The sequence below is a fragment of the Sphingobacterium sp. UBA5639 genome (assembly GCF_002421245.1).
Lineage (GTDB): Bacteria > Bacteroidota > Bacteroidia > Sphingobacteriales > Sphingobacteriaceae > Sphingobacterium > Sphingobacterium multivorum.
The window spans coordinates 18,586-41,001 of record NZ_DIJR01000008.1 but is presented as its reverse complement, the minus strand read 5'-3'; the positions used below and the strand labels follow the sequence as shown (position 1 = coordinate 41,001).

The following is a 22,416-nucleotide window of genomic DNA, read 5'->3' as shown; positions in this document are numbered from 1 at the left end:
ATTATGAATACCCTAAAATTTTTAGCCTTTTTAAGGCTTTTTATAACCTACATATTTCAAGCACGTGTTAAACGTTACTTAAGGTCAGAACCTGTGCAGATCAAGCAAATGTTAGGGCTACTTTCTATCGACTGTTACCTGAACAGTTTTGCCCCAACTTCTGCCTTTTATACAGTGGGCCCTCAGCGGTCCTCGAATTTTCTTTTGGATTTCTTTGAGGGTGACCCGAATCCTACCCGAATAAATACCGAACAACGCTGGGAAAAAAATATAAGTTGGCCAGGTATTGGTAGGGTCATGCTATGTTGCATTGCATTAGTTTCTATGTTTAGTTTATCGGCTCAGACGCCTCGCAAGGACAGCGGGGCCGATGGGCTCATAAAAGTGGAACCATTACTTGTCGGTCAAAAACTGCCGGAAGAATTCTGGACGAGGAAATATCTTGTTTATAACAATGGCGATACTACTAGGCAGACACTAGAAGCGTACCGTGGGAAACTGTTAGTGCTGGATTTTTGGGCGACATGGTGCGCTATCTGCCTCGGACAGATGAAAGATAAAGACAAGTTGTTCAGCCGTTTTCTAGATGACGCAAAACTTATTTATGTCAACCCAACACAGACAAAAGATAGGTACTCCAATATTATAAAGATCCAGGATAAACTTGCGGAACGCTCACTGACAGGAAATTTCCAGTCGATCATACAAGAGGAATACTTGCAACAGCTGTTCCCTAACCGTATTTATCCGAGGTACGTTTGGATAGGTCCGCGCGGAGACCTAATCGCAATGACGCTGGCCCTTAGTGTAACAGATGGACATATCAAAGACATGTTGAACTTAATTAATCCAAAAGATGGCAAAAAATAGAGTAATCTGGCTTTTTCTGATGCTTTTGGTTGCTGTAACAGCAAAAGCTCAGCTTAGGGGTACTGTCTTGGATCGGGAGACCGGACTGCCCATAGGGGATGTAAACATCATTATAAAAAATAAAGCTAAGGCAAAAACGGATAATCAAGGGCGGTTTTCAATCGCTGAAAAGTTTAACGGTGAACAAGTTATATTTCGACATATAGCTTATCAAGATACAAGCATTTCCCTTAAAGCGGATATGGAGCTTGATGAGTTGACAGTCATGCTTACCCTCAAGCATGGAATGATCGGCGAAGTAGTTGTCAATACAGGCTATCAGAGTGTGCCGAAAGATCGTTTGACCGGTTCCTTTTCCAGCGTGAGCAAACAGCAGCTTGAACAGCAGATCGGACGCGGTATCACGGCAATGTTGCCTTCGGTAGCCAATGGTGTGATGCTGGACAATAACAGTACCTCTGCAAATCGATTAATGGTTCGGAGTTTAAGCACCATCAAAGCAGAAAAGAACCCGTTGATTGTCGTAGACAACTTTCCTTATGAAGGTAATCTCGATGACATCAATCCATTGGATATTGACAATGTCACTGTACTGAAAGATGCTGCTGCATCTGCGATATGGGGTGTGCGTGCCGGAAATGGTGTGATCGTAGTGACTACAAAAAAAGGACAGTTCAATCAACGCCAAAGCTTCCGCTTTTCTACGGCCATTAAAACTGGAGCACCACCAGACTTGGCCAGATTGGATATAATGTCTTCTTCGGATTTTATTGGGATGGAAGAGTTCCTGTTCAATAAAGGCTATTACAATAGTCGGATCACCAGTAGCGCCATGCTGCCATTGAGTCCGATCGTGGAAGCATTGGAACGATTGAAAAATCATAAAATCACCCAAGAAGAATATGATGATTTGAAAAATAGACTCTCGAGGTTAGACCTGCGCGATGAATATCGAAAGCATTTCTATAGCAATTCGCTGTATCAGCAATATCACTTGCAGGGAAATGGCGGTAACAGTGTATTGGCGTGGGGGTCCTCGCTGGGGTATGATAAAGATCTAGGGGCCACAAATAGTAAAAGTGAAAGACTCACCTACAAGCTCAATAATACATTGAAGATCCGCAAAGATATTTTGCTTTCGACTGATATCAATCTTATCCATTTCAATGCTTCGACGGGCATGCCCGCGTATGGTGATGTTAAGATGTCGACTTATGAGCTATATCCTTACGCTACTTTTGCAGATGACCATGGTGTTCCACTGCGCATCGCACAGCGGAACAATGACTACGTGGATCAGATGACCAAAGAAGGCTATGTGCTTGATTGGAACTATTATCCCTTGACCGATTACCGTCATCTGGACAACAGTAGCCATCAGTGGATATTGAACTGGAATATGGGACTAAAATATGATGTGTCTAGCTCCTTAAACATTGACCTTAAGTATAACCTGATGCTCGATCGTACGGACGCTAGAAACCTACGTAATACGGATAGTTATTTTAGCCGTAATCTGGTTAACTCTTTTACTGAAATTGATCGCACAAAAGGTACCACGACATACAATGTCCCTAAGGGAGGCGTTCTCGATCAGTCCGTAGCACGGCAGACTGCCCACAATGCCAGGCTGCAGCTGAATTTTAACCGTACAATAGATCTGCATGGTTTTTCAGGGATCTTGGGTTTTGAGGGACGGATGAAAAAAGGAACAGGTGAATCTTCACGTTTCTATGGATATAATCCGGTCACACTTGCGGTGGCAAACGTGGATTATATCGGACGTTACCCGGATCTGGTCACCGGTGCACTCAACAATATTCCCAGTGGTCAATCCTTGACACAGACAGAAGTGCGCTATCTTTCGGTCTTTGCCAATGCAGTTTATTCTTATAAAAACAAGATAAATCTCTCAGGAAGTGTACGGCGCGATGCGACTAATCTATTTGGTCTCCGTACCAATGACAAATGGAATCTCCTTTGGTCTGTCGGGGGGAGCTGGAAAGCTTTGGAAAATAAAGACTGGGTGGATAGACTAACGATGCGCGCAACCTATGGTTTCAGTGGGAATGTTGATCCATCCATGGCTTCGGTGAATACAATTCAGTATTTGGGCACCAATATGCTGAATAATTTTCCGATTGCCACATTCGCTTCTTATGCCAATCCAGAATTGAAGTGGGAAAGTGTAGCGACATTAAATCTGGGGACTGACCTCATATTATGGAAAGATAAGCTCAATCTGACCTTTGACTGGTACTCAAAACAAGGAAATGATCTCTATGGATTGGATGAAATGGATCCTACCGCGGGGATAGGGGCTACTGTGGTGCGCAACTCGGCAAAAATGAAAGCTTCTGGTTTGGATCTAGCGATAGCTGTGAAGGCTTTAGAGAACAACGACTGGGGATTGCGGTTTCAGATAAATTTGAGCAAAAGCGCCGACAAGGTGCAAAAGTATTACCTGAATAATGCCCTTGGTCGCAATTTCGTTAATGAACGAACGATCGCGGGTATTGTAGGAAAACCTGTTTATTCTCTATTCTCTTATCCTTGGAAAGGGTTGGATACGGATGGAAATCCCATCGGGTATGTCGAAGGAGTAGAATCCAAAGATTATAGACAGATTTATAATAATACCAAGTTGGAAGACATGGTCTATGAAGGACCGACATTACCGCGATGGTATGGAGCTGCGGGGAGCAGCATTCGATTCAGAAAACTGACCCTAGACTTTCGTTTGCTCTATAAATTTGGACATTACATCCGTTCACGGAGTATAGACTATAATGCCCTTTTTGCACAGAATATAACGCATGCAGATTATGCGTTGCGATGGAAAGAAGTTGGCGACGAAAACAACACTATTGTACCTGCGATGATTTATCCATTGAATAGCAACCGGGAAAACTATTACCGCAATGCTTCTGTATTGATCGAACCGGCATCGCATATTCGATTACAATATATCAATCTGCAATATAAGTTGGAACAGATCCTGGGAGGTAAGATCGATGCAACTTTGTTTTTGAACGTGGATAATGTGGGCCTGTTGTGGAAAACCACTAAAAAGGATTTTGATCCAGAATATGAAAATCGCTTCAACGCGATCAGTCCATCAAGACAATGGTCGTTTGGTTGTCGCATCAATTTTTAATTGCTAAATGAACTTATCATGAAAAATACAATTAGTTTAATTTTCATTTTTTCCCTACTGCTGTTTAGCTTCTCGGGCTGTACATCTTTTTTGGATGTAAAATCGGATAGCAAATTGGCCGTCCCGACTTCATTGGAAGATTTTCGGGCACTCATGAATAGTGTCGATAACAGGTTGGCTATTCCTGAAGGAGAAGTGATGTCGGCAGACCAATATCTTCCTGATGATGAATATGACGCTCTGTTTTGTCAAACCGATCGTGATCTTTATCGCTGGGAAGACAGTCCTATGATTCAAGAATGCGATGGTAGCGGAGGTTGGACATTAGCCTATAAAAGCATATATCGATCAAATACTGCCATACATGGTGTAGAAGATTTTGAAAAGACAAACGGTGTAAGTGCTCTTTCGGCTGATGTCAAAGGGCAGGGGTATTTCAATAGAGCGGTAAATCTCTATGAACTTGCGCAGGTGTGGTGCGAGGGATTTGATCCCCAAAAAGCGGAAAACACCCTAGGGCTCCCGCTTAAAGTGACCGATGATTTTAATGAAAAGGCAGTCCGATCATCGCTAAAAACAACGTTTGATCTTATTGTCGATGATCTACAAAAGGCCGCAGCGCTTTTGCCCGACCAACAAAACAATATTTATTGGGCTAGCAAGGTAGCTGCATGGGCTTATCTAGCTCGAGTGTATCTATATATACAAGATTATGAGCAGGCGAAAGCCTATGCTGAAAAATGTATCAATTCAAATTTTAAAATGTTGGATTATAATGATGTCGATGGTGGAAAGGCATTTCCTTTTAAAGTCGACGGCAATCCAGAAGTTATCTATCCTCGTTTCTTATCTACCGCTTACTATTCCATTAGTGTCAAAGTGAGCCGTATGGATAATCTTCTTTATCAAAGTTTTCAGGAAGATGATCTAAGAAAAACTTTGTTTTTCAATCAAAATGATAATGGACTTTTCTTCCGAGGAGATTATGGCGGTGGCTCGGGTGGCTCATTTTGTGGCCCAACGGTTGCTGAAATGCATCTCGTTCAGGCAGAATGTACCGCTAGATTAGGAGACAAGACTGATGCGAGCAATATTTTGCAAAAATTTTTGAGCTATAGATCAAAGAAAGCGCGAACTTTTTCTGAAAAGGAAATTCTTGAGCAAATTTTATGGGAACGTAGAAAAGAACTATTGCGTCGAGGTATTCGGTTCGGCGATGTCAAGCGTCTCAATAAGCTAGGGGCAGGTATATCATTAACAAGAACCATTCGGGGCAAAGAATACATTTTACCACCGAATGATTCTCATTCGAACATTTTGATTCCGCAAAAAGTAATAGAACAATCGGGAATCGTGCAAAACGCACGTTGAGTTACTCGCTTCTTCGGGTAGAAGTAGCACTTTGTACCCCTGAGAGATCACCTAGATCATCGAGATGTTGCTCGATACTTTTATCGGAAGGAACATCTAAACTGCAAGGGATTTCAGTGGGCTGTCCACATGTAAAGCTTGAGTTTTGTGATGGACTCCAATTTGTGGGGTCCATTACATTCGCGGATAAATTGGTGGACGGACCATTGTAATAATACGTTGTAGACGCTTTTACAGTTGAGGGTAGATCCTTTTTCATCACTACACTTGCCGCATACGTACCGATTGCGAGCAGTGCCAAGATTAAAGTGAAGAGTGACGCCTTCACTGCGAATTTATGTTTCATCATAACTTAAGAGTTTTGATTATAATACTAAATTACAGTAATATGAACTAGACCGTTAGGTAGAAAGGGAAGTGGAAGAAGGTAGAAAAGTATATTTAATATCTCAGACTATTATATCCGTATCAAACATTTAATCATTGCTAAGATTTTTTTTTTGAAACTGCTTAAAGTTTAAGGAAGTTAACCCCGTTTGGTTTTTAATAAAAGCATTCATTTCGGTTGTACTACTAAAACCACATTCTTCTGCCGTGGCCAACAGTTTGTCGTTACCGGCAATTATAGTCGCGATATGGTCTAATAAAACCTGATGACGGTAACTGATAAATTTACATCCGTAGTGTTTTTTATGCTCGTCATTGAGATGATGCCTAGTTACTAAAAGTACCTCGGCAATATCAGATAATTTAACCTTAGCCCCCTGATGAAGAATCATAAGTTGTAATAAATTACGAGCTCGGTCTATCAGTATTTCATGCCCATCATCACGTAACTTAAATCGACTGAGTTGAATTAAAAAGATCATATGCTTTAAGATCAAATGCTCATTGTCTAGTATATTGGGGTTGATTCTGCTAAATAGCAATTTTAATTGACGTTTAGTGATTTCACCTACACGAAAAGTGACACTATTAATCGACCGTTTTGACTGCGCCTTTTTTGCGATTATCAAATCTTGCAAAAAGCTAAAGTGTCTATTGGCAGGTGGCCGAAATAGTCCTGCATCTAAAATAAAGCCGACCATAATATGATGCCCTTTAGGTATTTTTAACTTATACTCTCCCTTAGAGAGATAAAGATAAGCACCTCGTCCTTCCACAAAATCCATCACGAACTCTTGAGACCTATGGATTTGCCGTAGTGGGGAATTGCTCAATAAAGGATAGACTAGATGTAAATCACCCATAGAGGTGTACACGGGTATATTTTCTTCTTGATCCATCCAAAATTCATAATAATAGAGATAGCCATACCGACCATCAAAAGTAAGCTCACTAATGCTATTGAATTTGGTTGTCCAATGCCGTTCATTCGCATTACGAATAGGATAGCTAACAGATTGTCTTGGCTGATCAACAGCTTGGTATTCTTGTGGCAAGGCGAAATAAAAACTTCTTTCCATAAACTGATCTCTTTTAATGATTGAATAGGTTTAATGGTTTGGTTAACTGTTGTTTACTGATTAAAATGTCATTATAGTAAAATTTTAAAGAGTAGCCAAAAATAAATGTGTATAGGATTTGGTACCCTGTAAAAGGGTTTTTAGATACTGTGAATTTTTAAGTATACGGAAATTTTTGATTCACAGGTCCACAGAACCCATGTGTTCAAAAATGAATCTTTTGTCTTGTTTTTCTACCAAATTAGCCTTGTGATCACAACGCTTTCATGGCCTGAAAGCAAAGTGACCAAACTGGGCAAGTTTGGTGCTGAGCGAAAACCAAAGATGATAAAGATAATGGAACAGCTTTTTAATGAAATGCAACAATTAGCTGATCAAGCACTTTATACATTTTCCAATTTGGAAACAATAAAGTTCATGATCGAATCTGCAGAAGAAAAATGTAGTCTATACTACTTATAAAATCTAATAGGTGATCCGGACACCTTTTTTTTAGCAATTTAAACAGATAGAACATGAATTTCATTAACCAAAATATTAGTCAAAACTCTGCGTCAACACATAACAAGCTATCTTTTAGTTCTCAAAGTTGGATTAGAGGGCTAAAATGCGCTTCTCTTTTTTATCAATGGGAGCTTGTTAAAAACTACGAATCGGTTTTCAAATTATTAAAAATGTACCAGCATTGGTCTAGTCAGGAACGTCATCAGGTTAATGATTTGTTGTTAAAACGTCTCATTGATATTTGGCCATTTACTGATAGAACCATTCGAATATGGAGCTGTATGCATATCGGACCATATGGAATAATTGCTAGGGTCCTAATTGTGCTTGGATTCAAAGTAGCTGTGTTGCTTCGCTCAGACGTCTATGAAGAGCAAGTAGCTATATATAGAAAACAATTTAAACTTTCATTTGGAAAGGATGCTACAGAAAGTGAATTATTATTTATAAGATCGGACGTAGGAAATCCTCTATTACGGTTAAAGGACGCCATCTGCAAGGGGTTTCAAATTGTTATATTTATCGACGGTCAGCTTAGTAAAAATGAGCATGGAAAAGGATGGGGTAAAGTAAATCTTTATAATTCAGATATAAATCTGAGAGAGGGTATTATAGGATTGAGTTATTGGACCCAAATTCCGATCACAAGTTTGTTTTTAACAATTGTCGGTGAAGAAATCAAATTGCGATATGTTCAAGATATCGCAGTGAAAGAGAAATTAGATTATCAAAGTGTTCTTGAAAATATTTTCGAACCTATCCATCGCCTCAAAATTGAAGAGCTTATTCAATGGGAATTTTTGCCAATTATATTTGATCATACTACTATAAAACAAGGATATAAAAATATCGGATCTAGTTTATGGTTACCATTGTATATGCAAAATAAAGAAATGCTTTTTGATATTACGACTGGTCGCTCAGTGTGGGTTGCTCAAAATGAATTTAAGATCATATCTGGTAAGTTTAGGGAGTTTTTTAAGTAATTAACTCGCTTTTATAAGAAACAAGTATTATTTTCTTTAAACTGTAAAATATTTTTTTTACTAATTTTATAGTTGTTGAAATTAATATTTGTTCTACATACCTAAACTTATAATGATAAAACAAAGTCTTCTTAAACCGTTATCAAGAGGTGTTCATTTCGCATTTTGGACAATTTATTTCATTTGGATCTCCGCAGTAAATATTTACAAATATGGTTGGGGGCATACGTATGTTTTATTTGTTTTGTGTCCGATAATGTTATCAATCAGTTATTTAAACAGAGGGTGGCTGCGTCAGTTACTGTTTAGAAAAATTGAAGTACTACAAGTAAGTAAATTGCTAAGTTATTTTTTAGTCACTGCTTTTTGTGTTTATCTGGCATTATATGAGTTCCCAACAGAGCTTAGTAGAAAGGTTTTAAAAAATCCTCAATTTTTCAAGCTTGCAGATTTTGCTATAGACATTATAACGTTTTATTTAACCTTTGCGTTAAAAGGTGGATTAATATTGATCATGGAAATTTTATATAATGTTACGGTTAGCATATTCATTTATTTAGGGTTGGTTCGTTCAAACTTTAGGGAAGCCACAAAAGTAAAGGTCTTTCGTAATTGGGTTACACATTTCATGGGTAATTTGACACAGAGTTTTGCGCGATCGGTTAGAAAGGATCCGTCAAACTTTACACATGTAGACTCTTTGCTTAAAATCGAAGGTTATGCTTTGCGACAGTTGAATTTTCGGAATGACATCTTGGGGAATTTGCAAGATGAAATAAAATATCTAAGATTGCTGATGGTTTTATATGATGAAAAAAATATTAAACTACAATTAGATATTGAGAATATTAACAGACGTATAATTCCGATGATGTTAATGAGCTTATATAAAAATATGGTAAAGCATGGAGATTTTAGCCATACTAATATACTAGCCATCATTTCAGTGTCAACCTTTGACGATAAACTTGAAATTAAATGTAAAAATAAAATTTCGGAAAAGTCTGCATGGATTTATGGCGAAGGGGGAACGGGATTGAAGCATCTTCAAACGTTGCTACGTCTTGAATATGGTAAGGCCTTCACTTTGTTGGAAAAAATAAACGAGGGAATGTATTATCTAAATATTGAGATAGATTTTAATTATGAAAACGATAAAGAGGGTGTTAAAGCAGGAGAATAAACGTAAAAAAATAAGAGTTGGAATTTTGGATGATGATCCTGAGATGGTAGAAGAACTGAAAGAATGTGTTGATCTTACAGTCAATTTTGAATGCGTATTTTCATCGACTAATCCAAAAGAAACATTATTGGCACTAAGAACGCTCAAACTTGACGTGTTGTTTTTAGATATAGAAATGCCTGTAATCGGAGGTTTGGATATTTTACCTCAGCTTGAGGATCTAAAGGTGTGTAATCCTGGAATTGCTAATATGCAGGTTGTAGTATGCAGTACCAATGAGGCTGTAGGTGATAAAATGTTCCTCTATGGAGTAACTGATTACTTTTTAAAACCTTTTGAAAGGGATCGTTATTGGAAAGCTATTAAAAACGTGAAAACGAAACTTATGGGAGTAGGGTTAAATGATCTTGATGAAAAAAACAATTGTTTTTTTTACGGCAGACGTGGAAAAGAAAGGCGAAGGTTAGAATATGACGATATACTTTGTATTGAAGCTAAAAATGAGCAGAGTTGGATATGGTTAGATGACAAAACCTTTATTGAGGTTAATGAAGCTTTTGGAGATATTCTTACACGATTACCAAAATCAAAGTTTGCGCAAATTCATCGCAGTTTCGCTGTCTCTCTTGACCAAGTAACTGGCGTTACATCGACGCATGTGTATTTGTCTGAAATTGAGCTTAATAGAGGGGAAAAAGGTAAGTACAAATATTTTGATAAATGGATCGAAGACAACATTATCACTGGCATACTAAATAAATCTGGGGAAATACGACTGAAAGCCAGGAATCATCACGATAGTGATTAAGAATTTATATAATTGATTGAGACTTTTTTTAAGCGAGTTGTTTTGAATAAGACAGGGTATTCTAATTGGTCCACAAGTAAATGGTTGTACAAAATTGAAGAAGTATTTTGTACAACGCAATTTTCAAATCATTTAAGTGTAACTTTGACAGAGTTTTTAGGGTTTCTAAAAGCCAATATGATTTATTTTCTTTCGAGCTTTACAGAAATAATGGGGGCTTCCGCTAAAAAAGCGAAGATAGCCCTTTCACAGCTAATTTTAACCGCTAATAAGATATATGGAAATCTAAAAAATATTACGAAAACCAATGTCCCTATAGAAAGATATAGCTATATAAGAAAGATTTATATCGAAATGCTGTCAATTATAGATTCATTATTAAATGACTGTGAGCGCTTAAATGAAAAATTGCTTAGAGATCTACCCTTAACTAAATACTCTTCTTTTGTAGGAAAGGATCTGTTTAAAAAAGACCTAGCATTATTGAAATCCAAAATACATAACTCATGTATTAATCATGATCTTTCCAAACTTGTTTTAGGAACACTTCGCAATGTAATTGAAAAGAAGGAGATTAAGAGAGGTGAGATCAAATATTTAATGTTGATTTTACAGGAACTTTTGAATATCGAGAATCTTGATACACAAAAGATTGAAAATTTACTGATTCAATATGACTTTAACTCACCGAAGTTTTTTAATTACTGTGCTAAAAATTGCCTTTCTCAAACAGCCGAAAATGTAAGCCTACATACCCAAATGGAGGTGCTTATTTCGTTGGAAGACAGATTGAATACTATACCACAAAAGCGCTTCATGAGGCTTACGGTGGAAGATGAATCTATTAGACAACAGTTAAAAAGTTTTTACAAAGAAAAAAAGGAAAGCCTGAAGGAAAGAATGGAATTGCGGAGAAATGAAATATTAGATTCAAAACTATGGCAGGATAATGAAAAAGCTTTGATAAATCTTTCGGTTCCACAAATGGGGCTTATTATAAGATTATTTATGGAACAGGGGATTATTCCACGTGAGGATGTCGGAAAGACTTTTAGTTATTATGCTAAACATTTCAGGACTCCTCACGCTAGTTTTATTTCTGCCGAAAGCCTACAAAAAAAGTCGACAGACGTAGAATTTGCAACGGCGAAAAAAATGAAAAGTCAGTTAATCGGTATGGTAAACTGGTTGAACGAGCATTATAATACTTCCAACTACAAAGATTCATAATTTCCTTTTTTCAAATTCATCCAATAAACCTGCTCTTTCCAATAGCAAAAGAAGATCAGAATACCATATGTAATTGAAGTTCTTGTCTTTTCGTAATTCTGGTAGATTAACATTCATGATATCTTCTAAGGTATTCATACCTAAAATATTTGATCGGTCGAGAAAATCCTGTTCAATATTTAGAGAAGATAGGTCAATTTTTGGCGTATTCATAGTTCAAAATTAAAGCAAAATTAGCCATTGCTAACTAATATTGATATCCATCATAAATATAAAAAATCTATGTATATCCCTATTCATTATTGATTAAATTTCCTCATTCTCATATTTTTCATATGAATATCTAAATAATGAAAATTATGAAAATATGCATTTAATGCCTCTCAAGCATTTTTTTTGAAAGGGGGTGAAAGGGTTCTTTTCACCCCCCTTCACTGTTTATGCCTACTTCATTTTTCTTGCTTTGCAACCAATGGGACAATAAACCCATGGGAATTATGAAAACAAGGGAACTGTTTTTTTTAATGAGGCAAGCAACAGAGGAAGGTGTATCTAGAGCATTATCAATTACTGGCTCTATGCCTAAATCAATTAACAAATCTCAAGCTTATAGGCAGTACGGCCGTAGCAACATTGATAGATGGATCCTTGAAGGTATCCTAGTCCCCTTATCGCATCAATCTTCTCAAATTTTATTTGACCCAGAAGAATTGAAATCTATTTCTGATTCAAGCAATCGCATTACCTATCTGCAAGTGGCAGAAAGATAACTCAGCTTGCCGTGAGGCAGCAATTCTTGTTCTTTGACATTTGGGGATGAAGCATTATCCTGATAAAAAAGGAAATTATGTGAAGAGAGAGTTTTTTCATTTGGAAAAAGTCTCTCGAGAGCACATAGGCAGGCAATAGCCCGATCTGTACAGATTGACGTGAGTAGTCCCGACCATTTAAAACATTAAATTTTGATTGGATAAATACCTTAAGTATTAACAATTTTTATTACACTATTCATTACCTAAATGAATATTACCCTTACACCTTTTCAATTACAGAAGCTACTATCTGATGCTTCGGAACTTGGCGCTCTCAAAGCATTAGCAAAAGTTGGAACGATTAAGCCCTTTCTGAAAAAATCAGAAGCTTTTCGGCGTTTTGGACGCAATAACGTAGAACAATGGATCAGTCAGGGATTGATTACTCCACGAAAAGATGGAAATCACTCAGCGGCCTGGCGAATAGACAGAATTGAAATAGAAATCATCTACAAGGCTAAATCCTCGATGAGTTTCTTTTAAAATATAAACATATTATGACAACAAATAGAATACTATCTGATGAATCATCTTCAAAGGAAGAATTTATCTCCATCAAATCATTATTATACCATCTGGGATTTAAACCAATTGTTTCAAATGAGAAGGAGAGTTTCTACTCAAATATTTTTACTTCAAATAATTTAAAACCAAACAGTTTTAGGTTAGACCATACATTAGATGTATGGTTTGATAAATCAATAGGAAAGGGAGGAGGTATTATTGATTTTGGTAAATATTACTGGCCTAATCTCAACCTCGATGAAGTACGAGAAAGATTAAATTCGTTTTCAACCAGCAAAGAATATCATTTCATGTTCCCAATAAATGATAAGAAAAAGAGGAAAAGAAAGCCGATTAAATTGCCTTACTACCAGGTGGCAGGTATACGGAAGCTTGGTCTGACTAATGAAGTGTCCACATTTCTTCAGGATGCCGGATTATGGGAAATTGCAGATTCAAATTTGGTCGAAGTTCATTATTATGTTAAGGACGAAAAAGGTAAACGCAGAGATTTTTGTGCAGCGGGATGGCCGAATGAGAATGGAGGCTGGGAAGTATACGCCAAAAATTTCAAGTCCTGTATCGGATCTAAGGGGATGACATTTTTTGAAGCCTCTACGAGAAATATTGCCATCTTCCAGCAGTTTACCGACTACCTAAAACATAGAGATCAATTGTATTCACTTTACTCTTCGATTTTAGTACTTAACTCTCCTCAATTTGTTTCTGCCGCCATTAAAAGGGCTAGCAAATACGATAACGTTAAATTTTATTTTGATGGGAACCGGGAAGGTTATAAAGAGGCTAAAATAGAAGTACAGGGTAGCTTGCCTAATTGTATTTTTCTTCCGCTATAAATCAATATTTTTGATGACACAATATATCGATCGAAAAAATGTCGAAGGGTTATCTATTGTGGATTTCCTTGGCCGATTGGGGTACTTCCCTGTCAAAAAATCTGGCAGGGAATTTTTTTACCATAGTATGCTCCGAGAAACCGGTAAAAATACACCATCTCTAACAGTATGGGACGAAGGAGGGAAATGGATGGATCATGGTGGCGCCAATCATACTGGAATTCATGGCGGCGGAATCGTCCAGCTTGCGATGGCTTATTGGCCGAAACATTCTTATTTTGAAATTTTACAAAAAATCCAATATACTTTTGACCATTTTGAAAAAGCCGAAATTCCAGTCTTTGAGTCAAGTAAGGCTCCCGATAGGGAGATAGAAAATATCCTAGAATTTTCACACAGTCAGAAATTGGGTAGAAATTATTCTCTCTCTAGGTACATACAGGAAAGAGGAGTTGATTCTGTGGCAAACGGATTGTTATGGGAACTTTATTACCGCAATAAACTCTTTTCCGATCCAGCGAGATTATTTTATGCGATAGGTTGGAAAAATGAAAAAGATAATTGGGAGATATCTAGCCCAAAGGGATTTAAAGCCAGTATCGGAAACAAAGATATTTCAGTTATACGGGGCAGAACGGATCATCTAGCCATATTTGAAGGCTTTTTTGATTATTTAAGCTGGCTGAGATTAGGTAAAACTGAGTTTCCACCTACCGTTATCGTGCTTAACTCGGTTTCTTTAGTCAAACGTGCTATGGAGCGTATGTGTGAATTCAATAAGATAGATCTTTATCTGGATAATGATGAAGTTGGGAAACAATGTACTTCAACGATAAAAGATTTTTACCCTTACGCGAATGACCGAGCGAATGTTTATTCCGGTTATAAGGATTACAACGAAATGTTAATGGACTCGTTGAAGAACATACATATCCATAAAAATAGATAACTATCGGTATTTACAAATATTCAGATTTCTATATATCCGATTATCTGGATGTCTATCTATACAGCTATATCGCAGTATAAATAACTATGTGGACATATCAATATAGGAAAATCTATTCCATTACATAAATTAATAGATGGATATATTGGAATAGGTTAATCTTCATTACCCTATATATACATTATCATATATATACATAAACAGATATTCGTTTATTTGAATATATAGATCTATTTATATGAAGAAATTAACTGATACAATATCGAAATTGTACGGGTAATAGGAACCTGCCAAGTTCGGCACTTATTCCGGTCAAATTCCTAAAGCCCTGATTAGAATTTGATCAGCTTGATCTTTTAAAAGGCTTTCATCGTCGATAAAACACCTCCACCCTTCCTTGTTTTGTAATGGGCAAGTTGTGTCTTTGTACGTACAGATTTCGCTTTGCTGATCTTGTACCAACAAAAACGAACTTGCCCTGAAACTTATCAGCCTTTTAGGTTGACAAGTATCAGGAAAGGAAAAATGTCGCAACTCCATTTTTCTACTTTCTAAATCTTTGCCCCTTGTTCCTGGGGCATTTTTCCTACATCTAATTTCAACAGCATGTTAAAAAAACACGGCAGCCTATTCACGGGTATAGGAAAGCAGTAGGAGCTACGGAAATGCTATAGTTCCCTAGGTTGCCTATGAGATTTTCAGGACCATTCAGGCAGTTGATAGTTAAAAAGAACCGATATATGGGAAGAAACAAACCACTCAAAACTGAAACGCAAAAAAATAATAGAGTCTTCCGGTTTGAACTGCGCTTAACGGAAAACGAGAAGGCACAGTTCCTTGCCCTTGAAAAATCGCTTGGTATAAACCGGTCAGAAATTGTAAGGAATAGGGTTTTAAACCGTTCATCCAGGATATTGGTTGATTCCAAAACAATACTCCAGATGCTCGATACACTGGGCTCGGAGCTGGGAAGATCAGGAAATAATATCAACCAGCTCGCCCGGCACATCAATACATTGAAGCTACACGGTAAACTGGAACCCGGTGAACTATCCCGATTCCCATCCCTCATAGCTGATTATATAAAATATCAGCGACAGATTGAACAGGAATTCAGAAATCTAATGCGGTTAATCAAAGGGCAGCGATGATTGTTAAAATATTATCCTCCGTTAAAAGTTTTGGCGGTGTCCGCTATAATACGGACAAGATCCAGCAGGATAAAGGTGAACTGGTAAAAGCCGCCAATTTCGGTGCGCTTGGAGCCATGACGAGCTTACGCCCATCTGATTATATCAACTATCTGGAACTACAGACCAGTGCGAGCAAAAAAATAAAGAACCCACAATTTCATGTTGCGATTTCATGTAAAGGCCGGACCCATAGTAAAGAAGAATTAACAGAAATTGCGGAGAAGTGGTTAAAAGGAATGGGATATGAAAATCAACCCTATTTGCTGATATTTCACAAGGATACAAAAAATAATCATATTCATATCGTCTCAACACGTGTCGGCAGGGACGGAAAAAAAATCAGCGATAGCTATGAGAAACTTCGTTCCTATGAGGTCCTCAACCGGGTGATGGGAAGCGACGAGAAAATAGAAGCTTCGAAATCCATACAAAATGCCCTCCATTACAGCTTTTCCACACGGGCACAGTTTATGATGATTTTGGAAAATCAGGGCTACAGTATTACGCTTAACGGTGGGAAGTATCAGGTTTCCAAATTCGGTAAAAATGTTGGTGAAGTATCGCTGGATGTCATTGACAATAAAATCGGGCAGTTTCAAAAAGACCTTGATAGATTATCCCAGATACGAGCAATTTTCCACCGCTATAAATTGGCACATGATCCATCTGTGAGAACTTTGTATTGGGAAAACCCCGGTGGAGAAAGAACTATTGATGTTGGTTACACCTCCGATCTGGCAGAACTGTTCAAATCAAAATTCGGCATCCAGATCCTTTTTCATGGAAAACCCGGAAAACCTCCTTATGGTTATACGGTAATTGACCATGCGTGCAGGAACATCTATAAAGGTGGTGACCTGATGCCACTTTTAGAATTTATCTCCGTAAATAATAGCGATAAAACGTTAGAACCTGGCAGGTCCGAAGATTCCGCACGAGATGGGTTTAACCCGCCAGCCAATAAATCATCTAGCACTGAAAATTCAATTGTTCTGGATGACATACCGGAAAATGGCAGTTTTCCGGTACCTGATTTCCAGATCGACATTTGGGATGACGTCGATGATGAGGCCATTCATGGCAGAAACCGGAGACGTAAAAGAAAATCCCGCACCAATACTCGTTAGCAAAAACATTTTTGACCAAACTCTAACATTATGCTTGTACTTATTGGAAACCAGAAGGGAGGCTGCGGTAAAAGTACCCTTGTGCTTCTGCTCGCCAATTTTTTGGCAATTGAGAAACGCCAGGCCCTGACCATTCTTGATATGGATTATCAACAGTCCCTATTTGCAAAATCACAAAAAGCTAAAATATTGGAAAATGACCCGTTTTATGAAATTGTTCCCGCCGCACTTGATGACTTCCCATTAATGAAGAAGAGACTGCTAAAATCTCCAAAGGACATCATTTTAATTGATCTTCCCGGGAAAATGGATGATGACGGACTTCTTCCGATCTTTACTTCCGCCGATCTCATTCTATGCCCATTTGCGTATGACGAATTTTCGGTTGATTCAACAGTGCTCTTTTCAATGGTCGTCAAAAAGCTGAACAGACGGGCACAGGTTCTTTTTATTCCCAATAGGATCAAGACAAATGTAAAATACGAAACCAAGGAACAGGTCCAGAAGGTCCTGCGGAATTTTGGAACAGTTCTTTCGGAGATTTCGGATAGGATAGATTTTCAAAGGGTCTCAACAGTACATACCCCCGAAACGATCCGTCCGGTATCTTATCCGGTGCTTTCCCATATCTATGACCATTTTCTTAAAAGTGACTAATGCCCATGAATATTAAAACACTAGCGGATGAACTGAGGGAAACCATTAGGAAAGATAATAATGAAGGGACAGGCAAAACAGTCCCTAAAAAGAAACCTGTCCCAAAAAACGCATTAGATCCTATCGTCGAGGAAATACGTGCCCACAGGCTGATCGGAAAAGAAAAGCTGCTGATCAGGCTCGACGATAAAACCATATTTCTCCTCAAACAGCTCAAGGTTACCCAGGGAATTGACATGAACAAGATCATTTCCTATTCCCTTCAATACTTCCTCCAAAAACATCCCCAAATTTCAAATCATATCAAAGAAACCCTAAAAAATCTCGAACTATGAACTGGATTCAATTTACACTTTATCTCTCCACCCTTTACCTTGGATATTATGGACTGAACCTCATGTATGATTTTTATCGCAATAATAAATCGGGTAATGAACCTAAAAACGTCAGGCAAGGTGAAATCTCATTTCCTGAATTTCATTCCTCCACGAAGGTGGACCTACCGGATGAAGATATTCTGGACGACAGCTTCGAAAATGCCGGCGCGATCACAAGTGGCCCGATAGAAAGTTCTGGTGGAGTATCCATCAAAGAATTGTTCTCCCTTGCACAAAATGACCTGATCGAATTCACAAAGGCAATTGCTTATTAATCAATAATGAACAAAAAGAAAACGATATGGACGGCAATTGCCGTCTTTTTTTTTGTCCACAACCTCATCGCCCAGCCCGGCCTGTCCGAATTCAGGCAGGTCAGCTCCGAGATCAGGGGCTGGTATTTTAATTTTTCCGACTTCGCCCTGGTCCTTGGGGCTATCTGTGGCCTGATAGGAGGGGTACGGATCTTCTACAACTGGCAGAGCGGAAAAGATCATCATATTGATGCCCAGGTCATGGCCTGGTTCCTCTCCTGTCTTTTTCTTTCCCTACTGAGTGCATCCCTAAAAGCACTCTATGGAATCAGCTAAAACGCCAATCTTTTTTTCCATTCACTTTTTTAATTCCTATTTCTTATGAGAGTAAAAGCAAGCAAGTTACTTGTTTTGGCCGCAATCTGCCTTTTTGCGGAACGTTCCTTCGCCCAAGGAGGAACAGTTGGTATTGACGCCGCCACTTCGTCGTTAAATACCTATGTCGATCCCATATCGACATTGATACTGAGTATCGGGGCTGTCGTCGGGCTGATAGGGGGAATCAGGGTCTATATCAAATGGAACAGCGGAGACCAGGATATCTCGAAAGAACTGATGTCGTGGGGTGGTTCCTGTCTATTTCTCATTCTGGTCAGTGTGGTCATCAAGGCATTTTTTGGCGTATGATCCAGAAAAACTATCAATTTTATAAGGGGCTCCAAAAGCCCCTTATTTACAGGGGTTTTAAAGGGAAATTTATCTATTACGCTGTCATATCCATCATGGGTGGCATGCTCTGCGGAGGTCTTATTGGCGCATTTACCAACATGATACTTGGCTGTCTGGGCATCCTCCTGTTCATGACCCTGGGAATGGTGTATACGATCAGTAAGCAGAAAAAGGGGCTATTCGACAAAACCCGTCACAACGGAATTATTATCCATCCTTCCAAAACACTGTTCAGAAATGAAAAAGCAAAGTAAGCATGCCTTTAATCTACCTTTTGCGGGCATTGATGAATTTATGGGCTTCCCGATCCTCTTTGGGGATAAGGGGGACTATTCAATTATCCTTGGTATTACCAATCCGGTCATCCAGTATGATGCCGATGAAACCAAGTATTCCGCCTATCACCATGCACTCTCCAGTGTGGTCAAACTTTTGGGGGAAGGACATATAATCCAAAAGCAGGATGTATTTATCCGTAGAAAGTATAGACCAGTTCAATCGGAAGAGTTTTTGGAACAAAAATATCAGGAACATTTTAACGGTCGGGAATTTACCGAAATCAGAAGCTATATCACCTTTACCAAACAGGTAAAGAAAGGCACATTCTATACTTTCGATGAGAAGATGCTCCATAAGTTTATAAGGGATCTTGGTAAAGTAATTGAGGTATTAAGTGGTGCTGAGCTTCATCCAAGGGTTCTTGGAAAAGCAGAAATCAATCGTCTTTTTTACAGGATACTTTCATTTGATTTTGAGGGTACGGAAACAGTATTGGATAATTATCAGTGTCAGGACAATCAGATAAACCTGGGGAAAAGATCCATCAGGAGCATTAGTCTCATAGATACGGATATTGTTGAACTGCCGGATGCGATCAGTGCGTATGCGATACGGAATGAAACAAATGGCTTGATGGATTTTCCCGTTGACAATTTATTTTTTCTGCACAAGGTGCCGGATTATAAGGTCATGATCTATAATCAGGTAATTGAAATTCCAGCTCAGCAGTTTACACTGAACAAACTGGAACTTAAAAGGAAAAGGCATTCCAATATGCCCGATCCAGCCAATCAGCTCTATGTTGAAGATATTGATAATTTATTGGCCGATGTGGCAAAAGACAATCAGTTGCTCGTTAATACACACTTTTCGATTTTGATCGGCTGCGATTCCGAACTGCTGGAAAGGACATCGAATTTTATTGAATCGTCCCTATTTCAGCAGGGGATTATTCCCAGCAGAAATGCTTACAACCAGTTCGAATTATTCAGGTCTTCATTACCCGGCAATGCCGTGGAACTACAGGTCTATGACTTGTTTTTGACTCCGGTAGATGCGGCGCTCTGTTATTTCTTTAAGGAATCACTGCCCTGCGATGAAAAAACGGATTTTCTGATCCGGTTTACAGATCGACAGGGGATACCTCTGGCATTTGATCCTGCTGACCTGAGTACAAACCGTATTTCCAACCGTTCGAAATTTGCGCTGGGGCCTAGTGGTACCGGAAAATCTTTCTTCATGAATGCGCTTCTGGAACAGTATTATAGGTACAACATGGATATTGTCATCGTCGATACCGGCGATTCCTATCAGGGCCTCTGTACTTTTCTGGGCGGAACTTACCTGACCTATACTGAGGAAAACCCCATATCCATGAATCCTTTTGCCCTGACTCAGGAAGAGTTTAACCTAGAGAAAAAGGATTTCTTAAAAACTCTGGTAGCGCTGCTCTGGAAGGGAGCCGACGGAAAACTGTCCCAGGTAGAGGATACACTTTTATCAAACGTTATATCCTCCTATTATTATGAATATTTTTACCTCGATCCCGGTTCACAAAACCCCCATCGTCCTGACGAATTAAATTTCGACTCTTTTTATGTGTATTCCGTTGACAAGATCAGGGATATAATGGACGATGAATCCTTAAAGTTTGATCTGGATGAATACAGGTATGTATTGAAGAAATTCTTTACCGGACAGGAATTTGGTACCGTTCTCAATAAAAGCGCTGACTCCTCCCTTTTTGAAGAGAGGTTTGTGGTGTTCGAAATTGATAATCTGAAGGAGAACAAGACCCTTTTTCCAATCGTTACGCTGGTCATTATGGATCTATTCCTACAGAAAATGAGACACCGGACATTCCAGCGTAAAGCCTTGGTGATCGAAGAAGCATGGAAGGCCATTGCAAGCGCCTTAATGGCTGGTTACATAGTTTACCTGTATAAAACGGTAAGAAAATTTTATGGTGAAATCGTGGTCGTTACGCAAGAACTAGGCGATATTTTGGGCAATCCAATAGTCAAGGACAGCATTCTGGCAAATTCGGATACGATATGTTTACTCGACCAGTCTAAATTCCAGTCCAATTATGATGAAATAGCAAAACTGCTGTCCATTACCGATGTAGAAAGACGCAAGATCTTTACCATAAATAAATTACAGAATAAAGAAGACAGGTCACGTTTTAAAGAAGTCTACATCCGAAGGGGGACGGTCGGCGAAGTATATGGCGTGGAGGTATCCTTATTTCAGTATCTCGCATTTACCACCGAAAAACCCGAAAAAAGTGCCGTAAAAATCTATGCGGACCATTTTGGAAATTACAAAGATGGCCTTACCGCATTCGTCAAAGATCTGGAATATTCTGGCAAAGCCCTGAACGATTTTGTTGGGGAAGTTAACAGAAAGGGAATTCAAACTTTAAATCTTATGGCCAATGAATAGACTAATTATGATTTTGCTGATCTTATTGCCAAGCTTGTCTGTAAAAGCACAGATCTATACCGATCCGGCAGTTGCAGCGGCAACGGGAGCACATGCCTCGGTGATGAATAGGCAATTGGATCATGTCAACGATAACCTGACACTGATCCAGCGGGGCCAGCTTGCTGTTACCGGGCAGTTGCAGATCGTCAATGATCTACAGGATAAAATTTATAAAGGACTCTCCGAGGTCTCTTCTGTGGTCAGGTCACTGCTGAGCATAAGAGAGATTGCTGGAATTACCGTCGATATTATTGAGGATGTCGAAAAAGCAATGGTACTTGCAAAGGGGAATCCTGTGCTTTTACTTTTTGCAGAAGCCGGTGCAAGGGAATTTAAGAACAGGTCGACAAACCTTGCAACGGAGGTAGGGGCCTTTGTACTCAAAGATGGGAAAGAGAATCTGATGGATTCCGGTGAACGGGCAAAATTACTCAACCGGATACAGACGGAATTGACCATTCTCAGAGGCGTTGCGTATGGAATGCACCGTAATATGTATTGGGCAAAACAGCGTGGAATCCTCAATTCCTTAAATCCCTATGCGAGATTTATCAATATAGATAAACAGATCGCGGATGATGTTATCAGAAATTCTAGACTCGTAAAGAAGTAATGC

Annotated in this window: 24 protein-coding genes; 21 read left to right on the top strand and 3 right to left on the bottom strand. The window is 38.7% G+C overall.

Going from position 1 to position 22,416, the window contains the following annotated elements:
* The first annotated feature begins 3 nt into the window (after window positions 1-3).
* The 3 genes from B4Z90_RS07500 to B4Z90_RS07490 are packed head-to-tail and all read left to right on the top strand — an operon-like array spanning window position 4 to window position 5,398.
* The gene (locus B4Z90_RS07500) at window positions 4-870 is read left to right on the top strand and encodes a TlpA family protein disulfide reductase (RefSeq protein ID WP_286801725.1); all 867 of its coding nucleotides are present in this window, start codon (window positions 4-6) and stop codon (window positions 868-870) included.
* Window positions 857-4,027 carry a SusC/RagA family TonB-linked outer membrane protein gene (locus tag B4Z90_RS07495; RefSeq protein WP_286801724.1) on the top strand — a complete coding sequence of 1,057 codons (3,171 nt, stop codon included), beginning with the start codon at window positions 857-859 and terminating at the stop codon, window positions 4,025-4,027. The genes B4Z90_RS07500 and B4Z90_RS07495 overlap by 14 nt, the downstream gene beginning before the upstream one ends.
* A gap of 18 nt (window positions 4,028-4,045) precedes the next feature.
* A complete protein-coding gene (locus B4Z90_RS07490) occupies window positions 4,046-5,398 on the top strand; it encodes a RagB/SusD family nutrient uptake outer membrane protein (protein ID WP_286801721.1) in 1,353 nt (450 codons plus the stop codon).
* Between the two features lies 1 nt (window position 5,399).
* Here the strand turns inward: B4Z90_RS07490 and B4Z90_RS07485 are convergent, their stop codons facing one another.
* Both B4Z90_RS07485 and B4Z90_RS07480 read right to left on the bottom strand, forming a co-directional pair.
* Window positions 5,400-5,747, bottom strand: a complete 348-nt coding sequence (locus B4Z90_RS07485; protein WP_286801720.1) for a hypothetical protein — start codon at window positions 5,745-5,747, stop codon at window positions 5,400-5,402.
* A 127-nt stretch (window positions 5,748-5,874) separates the two neighbouring features.
* The gene (locus B4Z90_RS07480; RefSeq protein WP_286801719.1) at window positions 5,875-6,864 is read right to left on the bottom strand and encodes a helix-turn-helix transcriptional regulator; all 990 of its coding nucleotides are present in this window, start codon (window positions 6,862-6,864) and stop codon (window positions 5,875-5,877) included.
* Between the two features lie 515 nt (window positions 6,865-7,379).
* Between B4Z90_RS07480 and B4Z90_RS07475 the strand changes: the two genes are divergently transcribed.
* The 4 genes from B4Z90_RS07475 to B4Z90_RS07460 all read left to right on the top strand — a co-directional run bounded on the left by B4Z90_RS07475 (window position 7,380) and on the right by B4Z90_RS07460 (window position 11,575).
* Window positions 7,380-8,354, top strand: a complete 975-nt coding sequence (locus tag B4Z90_RS07475) for a hypothetical protein (RefSeq protein WP_286801717.1) — start codon at window positions 7,380-7,382, stop codon at window positions 8,352-8,354.
* Between the two features lie 112 nt (window positions 8,355-8,466).
* Entirely contained in the window at window positions 8,467-9,537 is a 1,071-nt protein-coding gene (locus B4Z90_RS07470; protein ID WP_286801716.1) for a hypothetical protein, read from the top strand.
* The gene (locus B4Z90_RS07465; RefSeq protein ID WP_286801714.1) at window positions 9,500-10,345 is read left to right on the top strand and encodes a LytR/AlgR family response regulator transcription factor; all 846 of its coding nucleotides are present in this window, start codon (window positions 9,500-9,502) and stop codon (window positions 10,343-10,345) included. The genes B4Z90_RS07470 and B4Z90_RS07465 overlap by 38 nt, the downstream gene beginning before the upstream one ends.
* Before the next feature lie 12 nt (window positions 10,346-10,357).
* Complete coding sequence (locus B4Z90_RS07460; protein WP_286801713.1) at window positions 10,358-11,575, top strand: hypothetical protein; 1,218 nt, start codon at window positions 10,358-10,360, stop codon at window positions 11,573-11,575.
* On the opposite strand, the gene B4Z90_RS07455 is transcribed toward B4Z90_RS07460, so the two are convergent.
* Window positions 11,570-11,788: a hypothetical protein gene (locus tag B4Z90_RS07455; protein WP_112375691.1), complete on the bottom strand. Its 219-nt coding sequence runs from the start codon at window positions 11,786-11,788 to the stop codon at window positions 11,570-11,572. The two genes, B4Z90_RS07460 and B4Z90_RS07455, sit on opposite strands and share 6 nt — an antisense overlap.
* A gap of 284 nt (window positions 11,789-12,072) precedes the next feature.
* Between B4Z90_RS07455 and B4Z90_RS07450 the strand changes: the two genes are divergently transcribed.
* The 14 genes from B4Z90_RS07450 (at window position 12,073) to B4Z90_RS07385 (ending at window position 22,413) form a co-directional block, all read left to right on the top strand.
* Complete coding sequence (locus B4Z90_RS07450; RefSeq protein ID WP_146753125.1) at window positions 12,073-12,345, top strand: hypothetical protein; 273 nt, start codon at window positions 12,073-12,075, stop codon at window positions 12,343-12,345.
* Window positions 12,346-12,594: 249 nt separating this feature from the next.
* Window positions 12,595-12,870 carry a hypothetical protein gene (locus B4Z90_RS07445; RefSeq protein ID WP_112375693.1) on the top strand — a complete coding sequence of 92 codons (276 nt, stop codon included), beginning with the start codon at window positions 12,595-12,597 and terminating at the stop codon, window positions 12,868-12,870.
* Window positions 12,871-12,884: 14 nt separating this feature from the next.
* Window positions 12,885-13,748 carry a hypothetical protein gene (locus B4Z90_RS07440; protein WP_112375694.1) on the top strand — a complete coding sequence of 288 codons (864 nt, stop codon included), beginning with the start codon at window positions 12,885-12,887 and terminating at the stop codon, window positions 13,746-13,748.
* A 13-nt stretch (window positions 13,749-13,761) separates the two neighbouring features.
* On the top strand, window positions 13,762-14,697 hold the full coding sequence (locus B4Z90_RS07435; RefSeq protein ID WP_112375695.1) for a toprim domain-containing protein: 936 nt from the start codon (window positions 13,762-13,764) through the stop codon (window positions 14,695-14,697).
* Window positions 14,698-15,437: 740 nt separating this feature from the next.
* A complete protein-coding gene (locus B4Z90_RS07430) occupies window positions 15,438-15,848 on the top strand; it encodes a plasmid mobilization protein (RefSeq protein WP_286801712.1) in 411 nt (136 codons plus the stop codon).
* Window positions 15,845-17,017, top strand: coding sequence for a relaxase/mobilization nuclease domain-containing protein (locus B4Z90_RS07425; protein ID WP_286801710.1), 1,173 nt, complete (start codon window positions 15,845-15,847; stop codon window positions 17,015-17,017). Before B4Z90_RS07430 ends, B4Z90_RS07425 begins: the two co-directional genes overlap by 4 nt.
* A gap of 30 nt (window positions 17,018-17,047) precedes the next feature.
* Window positions 17,048-17,674: a ParA family protein gene (locus B4Z90_RS07420; RefSeq protein ID WP_286801709.1), complete on the top strand. Its 627-nt coding sequence runs from the start codon at window positions 17,048-17,050 to the stop codon at window positions 17,672-17,674.
* A 5-nt stretch (window positions 17,675-17,679) separates the two neighbouring features.
* Window positions 17,680-18,009 carry a hypothetical protein gene (locus tag B4Z90_RS07415; RefSeq protein ID WP_157698563.1) on the top strand — a complete coding sequence of 110 codons (330 nt, stop codon included), beginning with the start codon at window positions 17,680-17,682 and terminating at the stop codon, window positions 18,007-18,009.
* Window positions 18,006-18,326 (top strand): hypothetical protein, encoded by a 321-nt coding sequence (locus B4Z90_RS07410; protein ID WP_286801707.1) that lies wholly within the window; start codon window positions 18,006-18,008, stop codon window positions 18,324-18,326. The genes B4Z90_RS07415 and B4Z90_RS07410 overlap by 4 nt, the downstream gene beginning before the upstream one ends.
* A gap of 6 nt (window positions 18,327-18,332) precedes the next feature.
* Complete coding sequence (locus tag B4Z90_RS07405; protein WP_286801705.1) at window positions 18,333-18,641, top strand: DUF4134 family protein; 309 nt, start codon at window positions 18,333-18,335, stop codon at window positions 18,639-18,641.
* Between the two features lie 45 nt (window positions 18,642-18,686).
* A complete protein-coding gene (locus B4Z90_RS07400) occupies window positions 18,687-18,992 on the top strand; it encodes a DUF4134 domain-containing protein (protein WP_112375704.1) in 306 nt (101 codons plus the stop codon).
* Complete coding sequence (locus tag B4Z90_RS07395) at window positions 18,989-19,288, top strand: DUF4133 domain-containing protein (RefSeq protein WP_165308872.1); 300 nt, start codon at window positions 18,989-18,991, stop codon at window positions 19,286-19,288. Before B4Z90_RS07400 ends, B4Z90_RS07395 begins: the two co-directional genes overlap by 4 nt.
* Window positions 19,272-21,758, top strand: coding sequence for a TraG family conjugative transposon ATPase (locus B4Z90_RS07390; protein WP_286801701.1), 2,487 nt, complete (start codon window positions 19,272-19,274; stop codon window positions 21,756-21,758). The genes B4Z90_RS07395 and B4Z90_RS07390 overlap by 17 nt, the downstream gene beginning before the upstream one ends.
* The gene (locus tag B4Z90_RS07385) at window positions 21,751-22,413 is read left to right on the top strand and encodes a hypothetical protein (protein ID WP_286801700.1); all 663 of its coding nucleotides are present in this window, start codon (window positions 21,751-21,753) and stop codon (window positions 22,411-22,413) included. Before B4Z90_RS07390 ends, B4Z90_RS07385 begins: the two co-directional genes overlap by 8 nt.
* The last annotated feature ends 3 nt before the right edge of the window (window positions 22,414-22,416 follow it).

Bases quoted from the DNA above. Each gene is read 5' to 3' on its own strand.
- B4Z90_RS07500 (WP_286801725.1), top strand. From the start codon at position 4: ATGAATACCCTAAAATTTTTAGCCTTTTTAAGGCTTTTTATAACCTAC.
- B4Z90_RS07495 (WP_286801724.1), top strand. From the start codon at position 857: ATGGCAAAAAATAGAGTAATCTGGCTTTTTCTGATGCTTTTGGTTGCT.
- B4Z90_RS07490 (WP_286801721.1), top strand. From the start codon at position 4,046: ATGAAAAATACAATTAGTTTAATTTTCATTTTTTCCCTACTGCTGTTT.
- B4Z90_RS07485 (WP_286801720.1), bottom strand. From the start codon at position 5,747: ATGATGAAACATAAATTCGCAGTGAAGGCGTCACTCTTCACTTTAATC.
- B4Z90_RS07480 (WP_286801719.1), bottom strand. From the start codon at position 6,864: ATGGAAAGAAGTTTTTATTTCGCCTTGCCACAAGAATACCAAGCTGTT.
- B4Z90_RS07475 (WP_286801717.1), top strand. From the start codon at position 7,380: ATGAATTTCATTAACCAAAATATTAGTCAAAACTCTGCGTCAACACAT.
- B4Z90_RS07470 (WP_286801716.1), top strand. From the start codon at position 8,467: ATGATAAAACAAAGTCTTCTTAAACCGTTATCAAGAGGTGTTCATTTC.
- B4Z90_RS07465 (WP_286801714.1), top strand. From the start codon at position 9,500: ATGAAAACGATAAAGAGGGTGTTAAAGCAGGAGAATAAACGTAAAAAA.
- B4Z90_RS07455 (WP_112375691.1), bottom strand. From the start codon at position 11,788: ATGAATACGCCAAAAATTGACCTATCTTCTCTAAATATTGAACAGGAT.
- B4Z90_RS07450 (WP_146753125.1), top strand. From the start codon at position 12,073: ATGAAAACAAGGGAACTGTTTTTTTTAATGAGGCAAGCAACAGAGGAA.
- B4Z90_RS07445 (WP_112375693.1), top strand. From the start codon at position 12,595: ATGAATATTACCCTTACACCTTTTCAATTACAGAAGCTACTATCTGAT.
- B4Z90_RS07440 (WP_112375694.1), top strand. From the start codon at position 12,885: ATGACAACAAATAGAATACTATCTGATGAATCATCTTCAAAGGAAGAA.
- B4Z90_RS07435 (WP_112375695.1), top strand. From the start codon at position 13,762: ATGACACAATATATCGATCGAAAAAATGTCGAAGGGTTATCTATTGTG.
- B4Z90_RS07430 (WP_286801712.1), top strand. From the start codon at position 15,438: ATGGGAAGAAACAAACCACTCAAAACTGAAACGCAAAAAAATAATAGA.
- B4Z90_RS07425 (WP_286801710.1), top strand. From the start codon at position 15,845: ATGATTGTTAAAATATTATCCTCCGTTAAAAGTTTTGGCGGTGTCCGC.
- B4Z90_RS07420 (WP_286801709.1), top strand. From the start codon at position 17,048: ATGCTTGTACTTATTGGAAACCAGAAGGGAGGCTGCGGTAAAAGTACC.
- B4Z90_RS07415 (WP_157698563.1), top strand. From the start codon at position 17,680: ATGAATATTAAAACACTAGCGGATGAACTGAGGGAAACCATTAGGAAA.
- B4Z90_RS07410 (WP_286801707.1), top strand. From the start codon at position 18,006: ATGAACTGGATTCAATTTACACTTTATCTCTCCACCCTTTACCTTGGA.
- B4Z90_RS07405 (WP_286801705.1), top strand. From the start codon at position 18,333: ATGAACAAAAAGAAAACGATATGGACGGCAATTGCCGTCTTTTTTTTT.
- B4Z90_RS07400 (WP_112375704.1), top strand. From the start codon at position 18,687: ATGAGAGTAAAAGCAAGCAAGTTACTTGTTTTGGCCGCAATCTGCCTT.
- B4Z90_RS07395 (WP_165308872.1), top strand. From the start codon at position 18,989: ATGATCCAGAAAAACTATCAATTTTATAAGGGGCTCCAAAAGCCCCTT.
- B4Z90_RS07390 (WP_286801701.1), top strand. From the start codon at position 19,272: ATGAAAAAGCAAAGTAAGCATGCCTTTAATCTACCTTTTGCGGGCATT.
- B4Z90_RS07385 (WP_286801700.1), top strand. From the start codon at position 21,751: ATGAATAGACTAATTATGATTTTGCTGATCTTATTGCCAAGCTTGTCT.